At 33.3% G+C, this 18,634-nt stretch carries 14 protein-coding genes; 11 read left to right on the plus strand and 3 right to left on the minus strand.

From position 1 onward, the window contains the following. Positions 1-514: 514 nt before the first annotated feature. Positions 515-895 (minus strand): RidA family protein, encoded by a 381-nt coding sequence (locus tag HKP48_RS10545; protein ID WP_296345622.1) that lies wholly within the window; start codon positions 893-895, stop codon positions 515-517. A 21-nt stretch (positions 896-916) separates the two neighbouring features. Then, entirely contained in the window at positions 917-3,712 is a 2,796-nt protein-coding gene (locus HKP48_RS10550) for a putative LPS assembly protein LptD (protein WP_296345625.1), read from the minus strand. A 113-nt stretch (positions 3,713-3,825) separates the two neighbouring features. Here HKP48_RS10550 and HKP48_RS10555 point away from each other — a divergent pair, with 113 nt between their 5' ends. From HKP48_RS10555 to bshA, 10 genes are all read left to right on the plus strand, one after another. Further along, entirely contained in the window at positions 3,826-4,935 is a 1,110-nt protein-coding gene (locus HKP48_RS10555) for an N-acetylmuramoyl-L-alanine amidase (RefSeq protein ID WP_296345628.1), read from the plus strand. Positions 4,936-4,995: 60 nt separating this feature from the next. After that, a complete protein-coding gene (locus HKP48_RS10560; RefSeq protein WP_296345631.1) occupies positions 4,996-5,943 on the plus strand; it encodes an MlaD family protein in 948 nt (315 codons plus the stop codon). A gap of 9 nt (positions 5,944-5,952) precedes the next feature. Next, positions 5,953-7,263: a (Fe-S)-binding protein gene (locus HKP48_RS10565; RefSeq protein WP_296345632.1), complete on the plus strand. Its 1,311-nt coding sequence runs from the start codon at positions 5,953-5,955 to the stop codon at positions 7,261-7,263. A gap of 4 nt (positions 7,264-7,267) precedes the next feature. Then, positions 7,268-7,903 (plus strand): hypothetical protein, encoded by a 636-nt coding sequence (locus HKP48_RS10570; protein WP_296345633.1) that lies wholly within the window; start codon positions 7,268-7,270, stop codon positions 7,901-7,903. A 3-nt stretch (positions 7,904-7,906) separates the two neighbouring features. Further along, positions 7,907-8,692 (plus strand): (Fe-S)-binding protein, encoded by a 786-nt coding sequence (locus HKP48_RS10575; RefSeq protein WP_296345634.1) that lies wholly within the window; start codon positions 7,907-7,909, stop codon positions 8,690-8,692. Positions 8,693-8,694: 2 nt separating this feature from the next. After that, positions 8,695-8,886 carry a hypothetical protein gene (locus HKP48_RS10580; RefSeq protein WP_296345635.1) on the plus strand — a complete coding sequence of 64 codons (192 nt, stop codon included), beginning with the start codon at positions 8,695-8,697 and terminating at the stop codon, positions 8,884-8,886. Continuing rightward, on the plus strand, positions 8,886-9,371 hold the full coding sequence (locus HKP48_RS10585) for an ABC transporter ATPase (protein ID WP_296345636.1): 486 nt from the start codon (positions 8,886-8,888) through the stop codon (positions 9,369-9,371). Before HKP48_RS10580 ends, HKP48_RS10585 begins: the two co-directional genes overlap by 1 nt. 122 nt (positions 9,372-9,493) lie before the next feature. Then, complete coding sequence (serB, locus tag HKP48_RS10590) at positions 9,494-10,717, plus strand: phosphoserine phosphatase SerB (RefSeq protein WP_296345637.1); 1,224 nt, start codon at positions 9,494-9,496, stop codon at positions 10,715-10,717. 114 nt (positions 10,718-10,831) lie between these two features. Further along, positions 10,832-13,792, plus strand: a complete 2,961-nt coding sequence (locus tag HKP48_RS10595; RefSeq protein ID WP_296345638.1) for a glycoside hydrolase family 3 N-terminal domain-containing protein — start codon at positions 10,832-10,834, stop codon at positions 13,790-13,792. Positions 13,793-13,879: 87 nt separating this feature from the next. Further along, entirely contained in the window at positions 13,880-15,016 is a 1,137-nt protein-coding gene (bshA, locus tag HKP48_RS10600) for an N-acetyl-alpha-D-glucosaminyl L-malate synthase BshA (protein WP_296345639.1), read from the plus strand. A 105-nt stretch (positions 15,017-15,121) separates the two neighbouring features. Here the strand turns inward: bshA and HKP48_RS10605 are convergent, their stop codons facing one another. Further along, on the minus strand, positions 15,122-15,598 hold the full coding sequence (locus HKP48_RS10605; RefSeq protein WP_296345640.1) for a hypothetical protein: 477 nt from the start codon (positions 15,596-15,598) through the stop codon (positions 15,122-15,124). Between the two features lie 98 nt (positions 15,599-15,696). Here HKP48_RS10605 and HKP48_RS10610 point away from each other — a divergent pair, with 98 nt between their 5' ends. After that, positions 15,697-18,603: an FAD-binding and (Fe-S)-binding domain-containing protein gene (locus HKP48_RS10610; protein ID WP_296345641.1), complete on the plus strand. Its 2,907-nt coding sequence runs from the start codon at positions 15,697-15,699 to the stop codon at positions 18,601-18,603. The last annotated feature ends 31 nt before the right edge of the window (positions 18,604-18,634 follow it).

Below are 18,634 nucleotides of genomic sequence, written 5' to 3' on the forward strand. Positions count from 1 at the left end.
GATACAATAGAAGAATCAATCAAATTTATCATCTGACTGAATATCGGCTGTCCGAAAAAATGATTACTTTTACTCATAGCTATATTATTTGAAAGTTAATACAGCTATATACGAAAAATCCCTCAATAATTGAGGGATTTTTTATCGGACACTAATAATTTTGAATCATTTTTTAAATATTTCGAAATTATTGCCCAGAGACCTTTTTCATTCGAATCGGTTGACTATATAAAAAAAGACTACAGGCGCTGTGTTTGTGGAGTTGATAGCATTTATTTTAAAGTAAATAAAGATATTGTAGAAATAATGGCAATTGTCGGAAGACAAGATTTGAATTAAAAACTGTAGCCTGAATTATAAAAACTGTTGCCAACAATGAACTAAGCTATAAGTAATTACTAGTTCTCGCCCAATTTGGAAATTCCTGCGGAATTTCTAACACGGTGTGTACTTCAAAATTTAAGTACTAAACCACGCAACTACTCATAGCCTAGACTGATAAGCGCAATACTTATTATTTAACAGCAATCATACTAATCTCAACATTCACAAACTTTGGTAAGTTAGCGACTTCAACAGTTTCTCTAGCAGGTGCAGAGGCCTCATCAAAGTAGGTTGCATATACTTCATTTATTTGAGAGAAATTGTTCATGTCAGTAATAAATATTGAGGTTTTAATGACGTTCTCAAACTTCATATCTGCAGCAGCTAAAACGGATTTCATGTTTTCCATCACTTGCTTAGTTTCGGTTTTAATATCATCTAAAGCCAATTCCATAGTTTTTGGGTCTAATGCAATCTGTCCTGATGTGTAAAGTGTATTTCCAGATAGAATGGCTTGGTTGTATGGTCCTATAGGAGCAGGAGCTTTTGTAGTATTTATTATTTTTTTCAAAATAGAAGTTGTATTAAAAGATTAGTTTCCTAAACGTTGGTCTGGCTGGCGACGTTGTTCGTATTTTAGGTCTTGTAAGAAATTAGATTTTATACCGATAAAGAAATTCCAGCTAGATAGTGTGCTAAACGGGACCCATGAGAAATTCATGCGCCAGCTTAACAAATCTCGCTCAAATCTAAATTGCGTGAATGAGAAGCCCTTATTTAAAAAATCATAACCTGATGAGGCGCCAACGCTCCACTTTGGAGATAATTCAATATCACCAGAAAACATGAGAGAATGAGAAGCAATGCGGTTTTCTCGTCTCGTGTTATTATAGTTAACGGCATAAGCTAATCGTAAAGTCCAAGGAATTTTGTAACTATACTCGCTGAGATTAGCTTCCTTTTCTTTTTGACGCTCTTTATCTTCATCTGTATATACACGTGTTGAAAAATCATCTACACGACCAAACAGGTCGTCTGTTCTTCCATTGGCTCTTATGGCCTCATCTTCACGTTTTTTTTCATTTTCAGTATCACCTTTACCACTAAAAGTTTCATTAGATAAGGAGTATCCCATGTTCATGTTAGCAGATGTTAAGCGAAACAAGCTTCCTCCATTATCAACATTAAAGGTGTTAATTTTATTGTTATTATTGTCAAGCGCATAAGGATCTAAGGTCATTGCAAAGTTTACGTTCATCTTATCTTTGAGCAACTTAAAACCTCCAGTAACACGGACTGGTGAAAATTTTAGTGAATCTGCTGCCAAGTCATAACGAGTACTCACATTAAGGTTATTTATTAATGAGATTTTTTCAGGCTCCGTCTTTGTTGAGTCTTTTGAACGGATTTTTGCTTCGATATTATTACCAATATCTAGCCCAATAGAACTAGAATAACGGTTTCCTGGAGCACCGAAGATAGAGCGTTCAAACCTTGTGTATTCTACGGTATCAGTCGTTGTTCCATCTGCATCGAGTACGTCGTAAGTTTCGTAAAATTGGTCAAACGCTGGTTGTATGGTATAACTCAACGACGGTCTTACCACATGCCGAATGGCTTGAATTTTAGCATCTTTATTCTTTTTATTAAAATTGAACATTCCGTAAAGTGTTGTTCCAATATTTGCACTGAAGTTATAGGTTCTAAAACTATCAAAACCGTTAATGTCTGTGGTAATTACAGATTGTGTGTTTTCATCAAAACGTCTATTGATGGTGTTTAAGGTCCAATTTTCTTGAAAGTTGGTACTCGCACTAACACTAAAATGATTAAATACTTTAAAATTTGTAGTCAACGGAATCGTATGTTGCATACCAGCTAGTGCATCTTCAAACATTTGACTACTACCAAACAAGGAATCGGTTGTTGTAATTCTATATTCTGCTCTTGTATTATATTGAAAATTAATATTTTGAATAATTCCCTTTTTGGCTCCAGATTTTGGTGCAAAAGGAAACATACGTCCCACAGAAGCCTGAATTGTTGGGAGCGTCATGTTTATAGTTTCTGTTTGCGTATTCTGAGAATGGGTAGCAGTAGCATTAATATTGACTTGTGGCTCTCCAGGAAACGTTTTTGAAAACGAAATCGAAGAGGCAAGGGTATTGTTTTGAGAGTTAATGATATTATTCTGATTAACCGATTGCCTAAAAAACTGACTACTACCTAAATTCACCGAAGCCGAAAATCTTGAATTTGGATTGGCTTTAGCATCTTGCGTATGCGACCAACGAATATTATAAATGGTGTTTTGAGTGAAATCTGGGAAAGCACGTTCGCTGGTCAATAAGTTCTCGTACCTAATAGCCAAGTTTCCATTAAAACGGTAACGTTTAGCGTAGTTACTTTCTAGTCGTAATCCGTAACTTCCATTGGTATAGTAATCCCCCAAAACAGCTAAGTCCAAATAATCACTTATTGCAAAATAATAACCACCATTTTGGATAAAATACCCACGATCACTACCTACATCTTCTCCAAAAGTAGGGAAGATAATACCAGATTTTTGTTCTTTATTTAAAGGAAAATATGCAAAGGGTAATGCAATTGGTGTTGGTACACCATAAATTTCCATATAAGTTGGTCCAACTACGATTTTTTTTCCTGGTACCAATTTTATCTTATCTGATATGAATTGATACTCAGGATCATCCATGTTTTCGGCTGTGGTAAAACGCGCATCTTTCATGAATAAAGTCGAATCATTTTCGCGCTTGGTTACAGGTGAAAAAATATTCATACCAGAATCTTCAGTCCGAGAATTGAAGATAATAGCTTTCTTGGTTTCTTGGTTAAATATTATTGAGTCAGGCTCAACCTTATTATTAGCTTGAGTAAAAATAGGTGCTTGAGAATATCCTGTAGAATCTTTAAGCCGTCCTGCATAGATAAGGCTAGTGTTATTATCAATAACTATGATACCCGCGTTAATCTCCATATCTTGGTATTTAACTACAGCCTTATTATAAAGGTATATTTTCTTTTCTTTATTATTTAGTGAAACGTAACCATCTGCACTGTAATTTACGATATCCGCTAAGAGTTCTTTAGGTTTTTTTACTGAATCGTTTTTTATAGAGTCTACCTCCTTTAAATTCACTTTAGGTTTTAATAGAGAATCTACAGATATGGTTGCACTATCCTTTTTTACAGGTTTTTTTGTGGTTTTGGCTTTTATAGGGTCTTTTTTTGGTGGAATATCCTGTGTAAAGCCAAAAGTGTTGATAAACACTGTAAAACTAAGGGCAAAAAGTATCTTTATGCTATTTGTACGCAAACCTATTAATGGTATTTTTGTAAAAGAATGGCTCGGTTTTTGAAATCCCAAAATTACATTTATTTTTTTGTGATTGATTTATTATTGCAATTAAAGTTTTAAATATAAACAAGCCAAATAAAATTGGGTAATAAACACGGACAAATAGCCGTTTTAAAATTTACATGAAAACGTTCAAAAATCACATATTAGTATTTGTATTAACACTATTTACAACATCTTTAACATACAGTGCTTTTGCTCAAGCACCTAGTGATAAGTTTGTTGTAGTGGTTGATGCAGGTCATGGAGGTAAAGACCCAGGGAAACCGACTAAAAACAACTATAAAGAGTCCGATATCGCTTTAAAGATAGCATTGATACTAGGTAAAGAATTAGAAAAGTACGATGGTTTTGAAATAATATATACCAGAAAAACGGATATATTTTTAGAGTTACACGAAAGAGCTGCAATTGCTAATAAAGCCGATGCAGATTTATTTGTTTCAATTCATTGTAATGCTCATCACACTCAAGCTTATGGTACTGAAACATATGTTTTAGGGTCAAAAAATTCAGAACGAAACATGTCTATTGCTCGAGCTGAAAACGAAGTTATTTTTCTAGAAGATAACTATGAGAAGAATTATGCAGGTTTTGATCCTCATTCTCCTGAAACTTCTATTGCAATAGGTATAGAGCAAGAGGTATATGTCGAGCAGAGTATTGTGTTAGCTCAAAAAATAGAAAATAATTTTGGAAAAAAGCTTAAAAGAAGAAGTCGCGGCATAAAACAATTAAGTCTTTGGGTACTTCATAACACTTATATGCCAAGTGTATTAATCGAGACAGGATTTATAACCAACAAAAAAGAGGGTGCTTTTTTAAATTCGAAAGCAGGTCAGTCTAAAATTGCTAATGGTATTAAAGATGCAATTATAATCTATAAATCAGAATTAGATCAAAATATTGGAGAAAGCCTATTTGTTTCAAGTAGTGAAACTCTTAATAATAATGAGGATAAAGAATCTTCTACAAATGTAATTTTTAAAATTCAGATTGCTGCAAGCTCCAGAGAACTAGAAACTAAACCTTACAATTTTAAAGGTTTAGCCGACATTAGTAGAGAAAAGCAAAACAATATCTATAAGTATTTCTATGGTAATACTTCAAATTATATAGAAGCAAAAACATTAAAAAACGCTGCCAAATCCAAAGGCTATTCTTCTTGTTTTATAGTCGCCTATAAAAACGGAAAAAAAATATCTGTTCAAGAAGCGCTTAAAAGACCTTAAATTAGAAAGCGTCTTAATTAATTTATTCCTAATTTTGTTACCAACCAAAGACCTAAACCATTGAAAATATCACGAGAAGTCAAAACAGCTATTCTAGTTATTTCTGGACTGTTGTTATTCATTTATTTATTTAATTATCTAAAAGGACAAGATTTATTTTCTAGTGAAGTAGATTTCTACACTGAGTTCGATTATAATGCTTTAACTATGTCTTCTCCAGTAACAGTTAAAGGAAATACTGTTGGTAAAGTTGAAAACATTAAATATGATTTTAAAACTGGGAAAACCATTGTTGAGTTTTCGATAGACCCAAGATTAAGTTTCTCAAAAAGTTCTACTATAAAATTATACGAAACAGGTATAATGGGTGGTAATGCCTTAGCAGTTATCGATTCTTATGAAGGAGAACCAGCTGTAAAAGGCGATTTTATTCAATCTGAAGTTCAGCCAGGACTTATTTCTTCATTAAAAGATAATTTTACAGGTTTAAGTACTGACTTAGATAAAACATTACGCTCGGCAGATACACTTATGGTTAATCTCAGCGGTTTGGTTGCTGATGAATCTAGTGCGGGGTTAAAAGCCACAATTGCAGAGTTAAACGCTACGTTAAAGTCGTTTAAAAATTTATCTTATTCCATTCAATCTGTTGTAAAAGAGAACGACAAAAAAATTACAGAAACACTAGATAGTTTTAAAGCTGCGAGCGCAAATCTTTCGATATTATCAGAAGATTTAAAGAAAGCTGAATTATCTAAAACTATAGATGATTTTGATAAAACACTAGTAAATATTAATTCGCTCTTAGAAAACTTTGAGAAAGGTGAAGGTTCTCTTGGAAAACTTTTAAAAGACGATAAATTGTATAATAATTTAGAAGCAGCTTCAAAAGAAATGGAATTATTATTACTAGATATTAAGCTTCATCCTGCAAGGTATAGACGGATATTATCTAAAAAAGAAATACCATACGAAGCCCCTACTGAAAAACAATTACAAAAGAATTAAAACAAAAAGATGCAGTATATATCTAATATAATTTTTGCGATAATCTTAATTGCTGGTGTTGGTTATTTCGCTAGAAACATTAAAAAATTGATTCGAAATATTAAACTCGGTCAAGACGTTGATGTAAGTGATAATAAACCACAACGTTGGAAGAATATGGCTCGTATTGCCTTGGGACAAAGTAAAATGGTGGTTAGGCCAATTGCTGGTATACTCCATATTATAGTTTATGTTGGATTCGTTATAATTAATGTCGAAGTTTTAGAAATTATTATCGATGGACTTTTCGGTACCCATCGTATTGGTCTTAAAGTTTTGCCTGAATCTGTTTATGGCTTTTTAATTGGAAGTTTTGAAGTTTTGGCCGTACTTGTTCTATTGGCTGTCGTTTTCTTTTGGACAAGACGTAATGTAATTAACCTAAAACGCTTTAAAAGTTTAAAAGGTTGGCCAAAGAATGATGGTAATATAATCCTTTACTTCGAGGTTGTTTTAATGTGTTTATTCTTGGTGATGAATGCTACAGACACGTCTTTTCAAGAAATGGGTTCTGGTAATGTCATTTCTGGTTTTATGGCACCGTGGTTCAATGAGGTATCTACAGACACCTTGCATTTGATTGAACGCTCAGCTTGGTGGTTACATATTTTTGGTATTTTAGTATTCTTAAATTATTTATACTTTTCAAAACACTTACACATTCTGTTAGCTTTTCCAAATACATATTATGGAAAGCTAACCCCAAAAGGTCAATTCAATAATCTTGAAGCGGTTACTAAAGAAGTAAAACTCATGATGGACCCAAATGCAGACCCTTTTGCTGCTCCAGTAGAAGGTGATGAAGATGAAGAGCCAGCAAAATTTGGTGCTAGTGATGTCATGGATTTAAATCAGATTCAATTACTCAACGCGTATACCTGTACAGAATGTGGTCGTTGTACTAGCGAATGCCCAGCCAATCAAACTGGTAAAAAATTATCACCACGAAAGATTATGATGGACACGCGAGACCGTTTGGTTGAAGTAGGTAAAAATATTGACGCAAACGGCGGAGAATTTAAAGATGACGGTAAACAGTTACTCAACGATTATATTACCAAAGAAGAACTTTGGGCTTGTACGACTTGTAATGCCTGTGTAGAAGCTTGCCCTGTAAGTATTGATCCATTATCAATTATTATGGAGATGCGTCGCTACTTAGTTATGGAAGAAAGTGCAGCACCAATGGAATTGAATAATATGATGACCAATATAGAAAATAACGGTGCTCCTTGGCCTTATAACCAACAAGACCGTTTAAATTGGGCAAACGAAAATTAATGATATGAAGATTTACAAAACGATATTTTTATTTCTTACAGTAACACTAATTTCTTTTAATGTAGAAGCACAAAAAGATTCAAAAGGTGAATTGGATGCTATGGCTATGAATATGTTTGAAAAAACAAATTATAGAGATTTTGATGCACTATTAGATATGACATATCCTAAAATCTATGACCTTGTACCAAAAGAAGAAATGAAAAATTTATTTATATCCATGTTTCAGGGTACAGATGAAATGTCTATAGATTTACCTAAACAAACCCCTAAGTATGTTTTATCAAAAACCTATAAGGATGAGGGTTCAAATACTGATTATGCATTTTTAACCTATGATATGAAAATGTCTATGACTTTTAAGCAACAAGAATTTGATGATAAAGGCAAGAAAATGATCATTAATATGATGAAAGTCCAAGGTATGGAAGCTTTCTTTGAGGATGACAGTAAAGTGAATATAAATGCACCAAACCGAATGGTCATTTTCATTAGTGACGATTTAACTGATAACAAATGGAAAATGTTGAATTATGACCCTAATTCACCAATATTCTCTCAGTTAATGCCAACGACAGTTATAGAAAAAGCAAAAGGGTATTACCAAGATATTTTATTGGTTTATAATAAAAAGAATTAAGCTATGAGTGAGCAACTAAAAGTGCCAACAATTGCAGAATATATGGTAGAAGGCAAGCAACCTGAAATTTTGTTTTGGGTTGGTTCTGCAGGGAGTTATGATGATAGAGCCAAGAAAATAACCAAAGCTTTTGTAAAACTTTTAAATAGTGCAAAGGTTGATTTTGCAGTTTTAGGGGCAGAAGAAAGCAATACAGGTGATGTGGCAAAACGAGCAGGTAACGAGTTTTTGTTTCAGATGCAAGCCATGATGAATATCGAAGTACTTAATGGTTACGAAGTAAAGCGCATTGTGACCTGCGACCCGCATTCTTTCAATTGTATAAAAAACGAATATCCAAGTCTTGGTGGTGTTTATGATGTTATCCATCATACGCAATACATAAAAGAATTAATAGATGCTGGACGTCTTTCTGTAAAAGGCGACACCTACAAAGGCAAACGCATCACGTTTCATGATCCATGTTATTTAGGTCGAGCCAATAGTGAGTTTGATGCACCAAGAAATGTGTTGCAAAAATCAAACGGCACTTTAGTCGAAATGAAAAAGAGTAAACGTTTTGCATTATGTTGTGGTGCCGGTGGTGCACAAATGTTCAAAGAGCCAGAAAAAGGTGATATGGATGTAAACATATTACGTACGAAGCAAGCTTTAGAAACCACGCCTGATATTATTGCCACAGGTTGTCCGTATTGTAATACTATGATGACCGACGGTATTAAAGCCAAAGAAAAAGAAAAGAGTGTTGAAGTACTCGATATTGCAGAAGTTATAGCAAATTCTCTTTAAATATGAATGCTTCTGATAAGCAAATGCTTAAAATAGCACTGCGAAATGGTGTTGCTTTTACAGTATTACTATTAATTATAAGCTATTTTAAAAATGGACTCATAAACTACAAATGGATCCCTATTTGGTTTCTGTTTTTTGCAGTAACGGGAGCACTCCGCTACTATTATATGAATAAAAAGACTAAAGACTAATGTTAGTAGATTTTGATACATTACCAGAAGAGTCACGTGTTTGGATATACCAAGCTAACCGTTCGTTTTCTGAAACTGAATTAGCTGAGATAGAAGAGAAACTTAATGTTTTTGTAGAGGCTTGGACAGCTCACGGTCAAGACCTACAAGCTGGATTCAAAATAGTATATAAGCGTTTCATTGTTTTGGCTTTAAATCAGAACCTTAATGCAGCTACTGGTTGTTCTATAGATGCTTCAATACATTTTATTCAAGAATTAGAGACATCTTACAGTGTAGATTTAATGGATAAATTGAATGTCTCTTATAAACAAGGTGAGTTCATTGCTCATAAATCGTTGATAGACTTCAAAAAGATGGCTAAGCAAAAAGCAGTATCAAAAAATACCATAGTTTTTAATAATTTAGTGACCAATATCGCTGAATTTAAAGAAAATTGGGAAGTACCAGCAAGTGAGAGTTGGCACAGTCGCTTTTTGAATTAGTGATATCTCAGCGATTTTTATAAATTTTTATATATATCACATTAATAATTTCTTTTATTATTAGCCAAGATTATTCATATTTACAACTTACTAATCATGAGTTTTAAAAATTAAAAACCGTTGTGTCAAAAGACATTTTTCTTTTAAATATTTCTGGACAAGATAAACCTGGACTAACATCAAGTTTAACGAGTGTTCTGGCAGATTATGGTGCCAAGATTTTAGATATTGGTCAAGCCAATATTCACGATACTTTATCCCTAGGAATGATGTTTGAAATTGAATCTGGAAATCAATCTTCAGCAGTACAAAAAGATTTATTATTCAAAGCTTATGAATTGGGCATTACTGCTAAGTTTAAGCCCATATCTTTAGAAGACTATGAAAAATGGGTAAATCTTCAAGGTAAAGATCGTTATATTGTAACTATTCTGGGTGAAAAATTAGCCGCAGAACAAATATCTGAAGTTACTAATGTCATTTCAGAAAAGGGCTTAAATATAGATTCCATAAAACGATTAACAGGACGTTTGTCTCTGGTTAGGACTGAGGAATACCCGAGAGCATCAATTCAATTATCCATCCGAGGACGTGTTGAAAACAAATCCGAACTCACTGAACGTTTTATGCAAATATCTCATGATTTAGATGTAGATATTGCATTTCAAGAGGATAATATTTTTAGGCGAAATAGACGTTTGGTTTGTTTTGATATGGACTCTACTTTAATCCAGACAGAGGTCATTGATGAGCTTGCTGAATTGGCAGGTGTTGGAGCAGAAGTTAAGGCTATTACAGAATCTGCAATGCAAGGAGAAATAGATTTTAATGAAAGTTTTAAACGAAGAATGAAACTCCTTAAAGGACTTTCAGAAGAGGTGTTACAACAAGTTGCAGAAAATTTACCAATAACAAAAGGCGCAAAGCGCTTGGTGGATACTTTGCATAGTTATGGTTTTAAAACCGCAATTCTTTCCGGTGGTTTTACCTTCTTTGGTAATTATCTTAAAGAAAAATTAGATATCGATTACGTTCATGCTAACGAACTGGAAATAAAAGACGGCGTATTAACTGGTGGCTATATCGGAGATATCGTGGATGGCAATAAAAAAGCAGAGTTTCTTAGGGCTTTGGCTAAAAAAGAGGGCATTGATATTAGCCAAACTATTGCAGTTGGTGATGGTGCAAATGATTTGCCAATGTTGGACTTAGCAGGCTTAGGTATAGCTTTTCACGCAAAGCCTAAGGTAAAAGATGAGGCGCAGAATTCTATTTCTAGTATTGGATTAGACGGTGTTTTGTACCTTTTAGGGTATCATGATAGACATATCGATTTAGTTGATTAGTCTTTTGTTAATTAATGTCTTTATAAATCTATCATAAAGTTTTTTTTACTTCCTTTCATTTATGCTAATTTGGCATAGTATTCGTTAGACACATAATACATCAAAATTAAAGCAATGCGATATATCGTAATCATTATATTTTTACTCATTTTTAGTTTATCATTTTCCCAAGAGGAAACACCTAATCCTTTGTTGTCAGACAATATTGAGGTCCAGCAAAAATGGGTAGATAGTATTTATGATGCTATGACTACAAAAGAGCGTATAGGACAGCTTTTTATGGTACAAGCTTTTTCTAATAAAGGCAATAAACATGAAAATGAAATTGCTGCACTTGTTAAAAACTATAATATCGGTGGTGTTATTTATTCTAAAGGTGGTCCAACTCGTCAGGTAAAAATGAATAATAACCTACAGTCTGAAGCAAAAATCCCTCTTCTTATTGGAATGGATGCAGAATGGGGCTTGAGTATGCGCTTAGATTCTACTTACGCATTTCCTTGGAATATGACACTTGGTGCTGTTTCAGATAATGCATTGATAGAAAAGACGGGATATCAAATCGGGGAGCATTGTAAACGCGTAGGCGTTCATTTTAATTTTGCTCCTGTTGTAGATATTAATACAAATCCTAAAAATCCAATTATTGGTAATCGTTCATTTGGAGAGGATAAAGATAATGTTACTGAAAAAGCCGCTGCATTTATGAAAGGCATGCAAGCTGCTGGTGTTTTGGCTAATGCTAAACATTTTCCTGGTCATGGCGATACAGATGCAGATTCACATAAAACATTACCTACAGTCAGTTTTACAAAAAAGCGAATAGATTCGGTAGAATTATATCCGTATCGAAAATTAATTAAAGAAGGACTTTCTAGTGTTATGGTGGCTCATTTAAATATTCCAGAACTAGGTGTTCAAAACGGATTGCCAACTTCACTTTCAAAATATGTGGTTACTGATTTACTTAAAGGAGAACTCGGTTTTAAAGGGTTAATATTTACAGATGCCTTAACTATGAAAGGCGCTGCAAATTTTGTGCAACCTACTGTTGATGCCTCATCTTCAAAAAAGTTCAATACTCAAGGCGAAATAGATGTAATGGCTTTTAAAGCTGGTAATGATGTTATGCTTATGTCCGAGAACGTTCCAAAAGGTATTGAGAAGATTTTTAAAGCTATTGAAAAGGGAGAAATTACAGAAGAACGATTAGCGTATTCTGTTAAGAAAATTTTGATGGCAAAATATAAAGTAGGACTTAATAATTATAAACCGTTATCATATAATGGTGTTCATGGTGATATTAAGAGAATAAAAGATGATGTTCTATATGGGCAACTTCTTGAAGAAGCTATAACAGTTCTAAAAAATAAAAATAGTTTATTGCCACTGAGAGATTTGGAGACTAAAAAAATAGCATATGTCTCTTTAGGCGATGATAAAAGTTCTAATTTTTATAATGAACTAAAAAAATACACCAAAGTTCATAAGATTTCAGCAGATAATTTAAACGGACTATTAGAAAAGCTCAAAAATTATAACACTGTTGTTGTTGGTTTTCATAAATCAAATGACAATCCGTGGAAATCTTATAAATTTTCAACTAAAGAATTAACTTGGTTATATGAGATAGCAAGAACAAATACTGTTATACTTGATGTGTTTGCAAGACCTTACACTTTGATGGATTTAAGTACAATAGAAAATATTGAAGCTATTGTAATGAGTTATCAAAATAGTGCTATTGCACAACAAAAATCAGCCCAAGTTTTGTTTGGTGCAGTTGGTGCAAAAGGAAAACTACCAGTTTCGGCAGGTCAATATTTTAGTCATGGACAAGGTGAAGATTATAATGCACTAAACACCCTATCTTATGGACTTCCAGAGTCTGTAGGTGTTGATTCTAATAGGTTATATCAAAAACTAGATTCGATAGCTAACTATGCAGTTAATGAGAATATGACACCAGGAATTCAACTTTTGGTTGCAAGGAAAGGAAAGGTCATATATAACAAGAACTTTGGCTATCACACTTATGATAAGAAGAATAAGGTAAATTCTGACGATGTTTATGATGTGGCTTCTTTGACTAAAATTATGGCGACATTACCATTAATTATGGAACTTGAGGAGAAAAAAGCACTTTCTCTAAACACAAAATTATCAAGAATGTTACCTGAGTACAAAAACACTAACAAGAAAGATATTACCCTGAAGCAAATGCTTTCTCATTATGCACGTCTAAAGCCGTGGGTTCCTTTTTATGTAAAGACCTTGGACACTATAACTAAGAAACCTCTAAAAAAATGGTATCGTAATTCTAGAATTGGAGCGTATAATGTAGAAGTTACGGATAGACTCTTTATGCGTAAAGATTTTAAAGATTCTATTCATGACATCATTAAGGAAACTGATCTATTGGAAAGATTAAGGTATAGATATAGTGATTTGCCTTATTACATACTTAAGAAGTATTTAGAAAAGTATTACAATAAAGGTATGGATAAATTGGTTCAAGATCATTTTTATCAATCTTTAGGTGCAAATTATATGACCTATAAACCTAGAGATAAGTTTAGTTTAAAGGATATTGTACCTACAGAGGTTGATGATTATTTTCGCTATCAAAAAGTACATGGTTATGTACACGATATGGGTGCGGCTATGCAAGATGGCGTTGGAGGACACGCTGGTATTTTCAGTAACGCCAATGATTTGGCTAAGCTTATGCAGATGTATTTACAAAAAGGATTTTATGGTGGTAAGCGCTATTTTAAGATAGAGACTTTAGATAAATTTACGACTTGCCATTATTGCCATAGAGATAATAGGCGAGGAGTTGGCTTTGATAAACCTCAACTTGCGGATGAAGGTCCAACATGCGGATGCATTTCAATGACAAGCTTTGGTCATTCAGGATTTACAGGTACTTATGCTTGGGCTGATCCTGAAGAAGAAATTGTTTATATTTTTCTAGCAAATAGAACATACCCAAGAGCTGGAAAGAACAGATTGCTTCGCGAAAATATTAGAACAGAGATTCAGCGTTATATCTATGAAGCTATTATAGACTAGTGAACACTAATTATTAGTTAAAACCTAGTAGACTTTATTCACTAGAAAAATAAATCTTTTAACTTAGCTTCAAATACATATCAAAAAATGAAAATAGGAATTGTTTGTTATCCAACATTTGGTGGAAGCGGAGTTGTAGCCACAGAGTTGGGTTTGGAGTTGTCTAAACGTGGTCACAAAATTCATTTTATAACTTACAAACAGCCTGTGAGATTAGAATTGTTAAGTAAAAACGTTCATTTTCATGAGGTACACGTTCCTGAATATCCTCTTTTTCATTATCAACCTTATGAACTAGCTCTATCAAGTAAATTGGTAGATATGGTAAAACTGCATAAAATTGATTTATTGCATGTACATTATGCCATCCCTCATGCTTACGCGGCCTACATGGCACAGCAAATGTTAAAAGATGATGGTATTTTTATACCAATAGTTACAACATTACACGGAACGGATATAACACTTGTAGGAAGTCATCCATTTTATAAGCCAGCCGTTACTTTTAGTATCAATAAATCTAATGCTGTTACATCTGTTTCAGAAAGTTTAAAACGAGATACGCTGCGTCTTTTTAATATTAAGAATGAAATCCAGGTTGTTCCTAATTTTATTGATATAGATAAGCACCAACCAAACTTTACAGATTGTCAACGTTCCATGATGGCTAATGAAGACGAACATATTATTACACACATTAGCAATTTTCGTGAAGTCAAAAATATACCAGATGTTATAAAAGTATTTTATAATATTCAACGAGAAATCCCAGCAAAATTAATGATGGTTGGTGAAGGTCCAGAAAAAGAGCCTGCTGAAAATTTAGTAGAAGAATTAGGAATTAGTGATAAGGTAGTTTTCTTTGGTAATAGTAACGAGATAGATAGAATACTTTGTTTTAGTGATCTGTTTTTATTACCATCAGAAACTGAGAGTTTTGGTCTAGCTGCTTTAGAAGCTATGGCTTCTGGTGTACCCGTGATTTCTTCAAATTCTGGTGGTTTACCAGAAGTTAATAAAGACGGTTTTTCAGGATATTTGAGTTACGTGGGAAATATAAAGGAGATGACTGTTAATGCGTTAAGCATATTGAGAGATAAAAAGGTTTTAGATGCCTTTAAAGCTAATGCAAAGTCTCAATCCCTAAATTTTGATTTGCATGCCATAGTTCCTAAATACGAAGTTATATATAAAAAAACACTTTCTGATTATTTGGTGAAATAAAAACTTCACCTCATTTGGTTGGTTACATTTAATAAAAAAGGATGAATTTATAATTTTATAAATCCATCCTTTATTTATTAAGACCGTTTATTAAGACCGTTTATTTTAAAATTGATATCTAACACCTAGTGCAATATCAAAATCTAAATTATCATTAAAATCTCCAAAACCGAACTCTGGTCTAAAGTCAAGTGAAATTAACAACGGAATATCAAAATTATATTCTATTCCTATATCACCAGCAGCAAAGAAGAATGTTTCACTATCGTTGATTGGTGCATCAAAGTCATACGATCCAACACCGCCACCTACGCCAGCATACCAATTAAATCCGCCATCAATATTCCATACCCATTGGTAAAGCCCGGCAAATTTAAAACCATCAAAGCTGTTCCCTGTTCGCCAACCTAAATCTAGTTCTAAGCGGTTGTTACCTCCTAAGGCACGTTGGTAAGTAACTTCTGTACCAAGACCATCACTATCGCCAATTCTCAGACCAATGGCATTATCCGCTATTTCTTGAGCATTCATTAATAATATGCTGGCAAAAATCCCTAAAGTCGATAAAATTAGTTTTTTCATATTGTTTCGTTTTTTTGATTATTTCCAATAATAACGTCAAAAAATCATATTTAATTATAATTATAGGTAGTTTTATAAAAAATTATTGCAAAAAATTAATGACTGCTGAAATAAACCCTGTGTTCCCTAAATTACAAGGTGAAATCTATACAAGTCATCTAATGCGTAAAATTTATGCCACTGATGCATCAGTTTATAAAATACTTCCATATGCAGTAGCGATTCCCAAATCAATTTCAGATTTAAAGTTGCTGGTTGAGTTTGCTAACAGTAATAATACGTCGCTAATCCCTAGAACAGCTGGTACATCTCTAGCAGGGCAATGCGTTGGGGATGGAATTGTGGTAGATGTTTCAAAGTATTTCAACAAAATTATTTCTCTTGACGAAATAGCTAAAACCGTTAAGCTACAACCCGGAGTTGTAAGAGATGAATTAAATAATTACTTAAAACCATATGGACTGTTTTTTGGTCCAAACACATCAACGTCTAATCGCTGTATGATTGGCGGAATGGTAGGTAATAACTCCTCGGGTACAACATCTATTCAGTATGGTGTAACAAGAGATAAAGTATTAAGTCTTAAAACAATTTTAAGTGATGGAAGTGAGGTTGAATTTAAAAGACTTTCAAAAAAAGAATTCTACAAAAAATTAGAGCAAACGGATTTAGAGGGAGAAATTTACAATTCAATTTATACAGAATTAAATTCAGATAAAGTCCGAAACCAAATTCTATCAAATTTTCCAAAACCTGAAATACACCGAAGAAATACAGGATATGCAATTGACAAGTTAATTGAGAATGAAGTATTCTTTGAAAGTCATTCTGAAGAATTTAATATGTGCCAGTTGTTATCAGGTAGTGAAGGTACTTTAGCATTCACAACTGAGATTACATTACAGTTAGATGATTTACCGCCTTCAAAAAATGCAATGTTAGCGCTACATTTTGACAGCATTGAAAACTGTATGAAATCTGTAAAGGAGCTTATGCAGCATAATTTACATACTTGTGAAATGATGGACAATACCATCTTAAATCTCACTAAGTACAATAAAACCCAGCAACAAAACCGAAAATTTATCGTAGGAGAACCTGTTGCTATTTTAATGTGTGAGCTCAAGGCAGAAACTGAAGATGAACTTGAGAACACGATTGAAACCTTTTTAAAAACTGTTAAAAATCAAGGATTAAGTTATGCACAGCCTATTTTAAAAGATGATAATATTTTAAAGGCCTTAGAGCTCAGAAAAGCTGGATTAGGTCTTTTAGGAAATATGATTGGAGATAAAAAAGCTGTTGCATGTATCGAAGATACGGCAGTAGCTTTAGATGACTTAAGTGAATTTATTGAAGAATTCACAGCTATAATGAAAGGCTACAGTCAAAATGCAGTGTATTATGCACATGCTGGCGCAGGAGAAATTCATTTGCGGCCAATTTTAAATTTAAAAGACTCTAATGACGTTGTATTATTCCGAAAAATAACTACTGATGTTGCGCATTTGGTTAAAAAATATGATGGCTCAATGTCTGGTGAACACGGCGATGGAATTGTCAGGGCTGAATTTATTCCGCTGATGATTGGCGAGGAAAATTATCAAATTTTAAAACGAATTAAGTTGGTTTTTGACCCAAATAATATATTTAACCCAGGTAAAATTGTCAATGCTTTACCAATGGATAAAAACCTGCGGTATAAAGTTGATAGAGAAGAACCTGAAGTAAAAACTATTTTAGATTTTTCAGCATCTCAAGGTATTCTTCGTGAAGCTGAAAAGTGTAATGGGTCTGGTGATTGTAGAAAGTTACCAGAGTTTGGAGGAACCATGTGCCCAAGTTACCGCGCCACTCGAAATGAAAAAGATACCACACGTGCAAGAGCAAATGCTTTAAGGGAGTTTTTGACAAGTTCAGAAAAAGCTAATAAATTCAATCACAAAGAACTTGCAACTGTTTTCGATTTGTGCCTAAGCTGTAAAGCTTGCGCAAGCGAATGCCCTAGTAGTGTTGATGTAGCAGCTTTAAAAGCAGAGTTTCAGTATCAATACCAAAAAGCAAATAGTTTTTCTTTTAAGAATAGTTTTTTTGCAAAATCTACTAAGTATAACGAGTTAGGTTCAAAATTTTATGATTTTTCAAACCTTGTTTTTCAAAATAAATTGATGTCTTCATTGATTAAAAGACTACTAGGTATTAATACAAGGCGAAGTTTACCAAAATTTTCAAAATCTTTCGATAGTCAACTCAAAAGTTTAACTGCAACAGAAAAACCAATAAAGACTGTCTATTTCTTTGTTGACGAATTCACAAACTATCTAGAGTCTGAAATAGCTGTTGATGCTTTTATTTTACTCTCTAAGCTTAATTATAAGATAGAATACGCTAACCACTTGGAAAGTGGAAGAAGTTTTATTTCCAAAGGATTTTTAGAAGAAGCCAAAGATTTAGCTAATAAAAATGTTACTATTTTCAAAGATTTAGTTTCAGAGAGAATTCCGCTTATTGGTATTGAACCTTCAGCTATATTGACATTTAGGGACGAATACACAAAACTTGCCGATAATAAAGACGCTGCTAAAGCTCTAGCCAAAAACACTTATTTGATTGAAGAATTCCTTCAAAAAGAAATAGAACTTGGAAACATTAAACCTGAGCAGTTTACCAAAAAAGCTAAAACCATAAAATTTCATGGACACTGCTATCAAAAGGCCTTGTCAAATCAAAAATCTAGTTTTGATGTCTTAAACTTACCAACGCATTATAAAGTCACTATTATTCCAAGTGGTTGTTGTGGAATGGCAGGGAGCTTTGGTTACGAAAAAAATAAATACGACGTCAGTATGCAAATAGCAGAACAAACTTTGTTTCCTTCAGTCCGTAAAGCTCATGAAGATATTGTGATTTCCGCTAATGGAACGAGTTGTAGACATCAAATCAAGGATGGAACTGATAAAATAGCCAAACATCCTATTACAATTTTAAAAGAAGCATTACTTTAATTATTAATACATATTTCTATAAATTTTATAA

Source organism: Winogradskyella sp., assembly GCF_013042245.1.
Lineage (GTDB): Bacteria > Bacteroidota > Bacteroidia > Flavobacteriales > Flavobacteriaceae > Winogradskyella.

What these genes read in the sequence shown, in the direction of transcription:
- HKP48_RS10555 (WP_296345628.1), top strand. Translation starts at nt 3,826, where the DNA reads ATGAAAACGTTCAAAAATCACATATTAGTATTTGTATTAACACTATTT.
- HKP48_RS10565 (WP_296345632.1), top strand. Translation starts at nt 5,953, where the DNA reads ATGCAGTATATATCTAATATAATTTTTGCGATAATCTTAATTGCTGGT.
- HKP48_RS10570 (WP_296345633.1), top strand. Translation starts at nt 7,268, where the DNA reads ATGAAGATTTACAAAACGATATTTTTATTTCTTACAGTAACACTAATT.
- HKP48_RS10575 (WP_296345634.1), top strand. Translation starts at nt 7,907, where the DNA reads ATGAGTGAGCAACTAAAAGTGCCAACAATTGCAGAATATATGGTAGAA.
- HKP48_RS10580 (WP_296345635.1), top strand. Translation starts at nt 8,695, where the DNA reads ATGAATGCTTCTGATAAGCAAATGCTTAAAATAGCACTGCGAAATGGT.
- HKP48_RS10585 (WP_296345636.1), top strand. Translation starts at nt 8,886, where the DNA reads ATGTTAGTAGATTTTGATACATTACCAGAAGAGTCACGTGTTTGGATA.
- HKP48_RS10595 (WP_296345638.1), top strand. Translation starts at nt 10,832, where the DNA reads ATGCGATATATCGTAATCATTATATTTTTACTCATTTTTAGTTTATCA.
- bshA (WP_296345639.1), top strand. Translation starts at nt 13,880, where the DNA reads ATGAAAATAGGAATTGTTTGTTATCCAACATTTGGTGGAAGCGGAGTT.
- HKP48_RS10605 (WP_296345640.1), bottom strand. Translation starts at nt 15,598, where the DNA reads ATGAAAAAACTAATTTTATCGACTTTAGGGATTTTTGCCAGCATATTA.
- HKP48_RS10610 (WP_296345641.1), top strand. Translation starts at nt 15,697, where the DNA reads ATGACTGCTGAAATAAACCCTGTGTTCCCTAAATTACAAGGTGAAATC.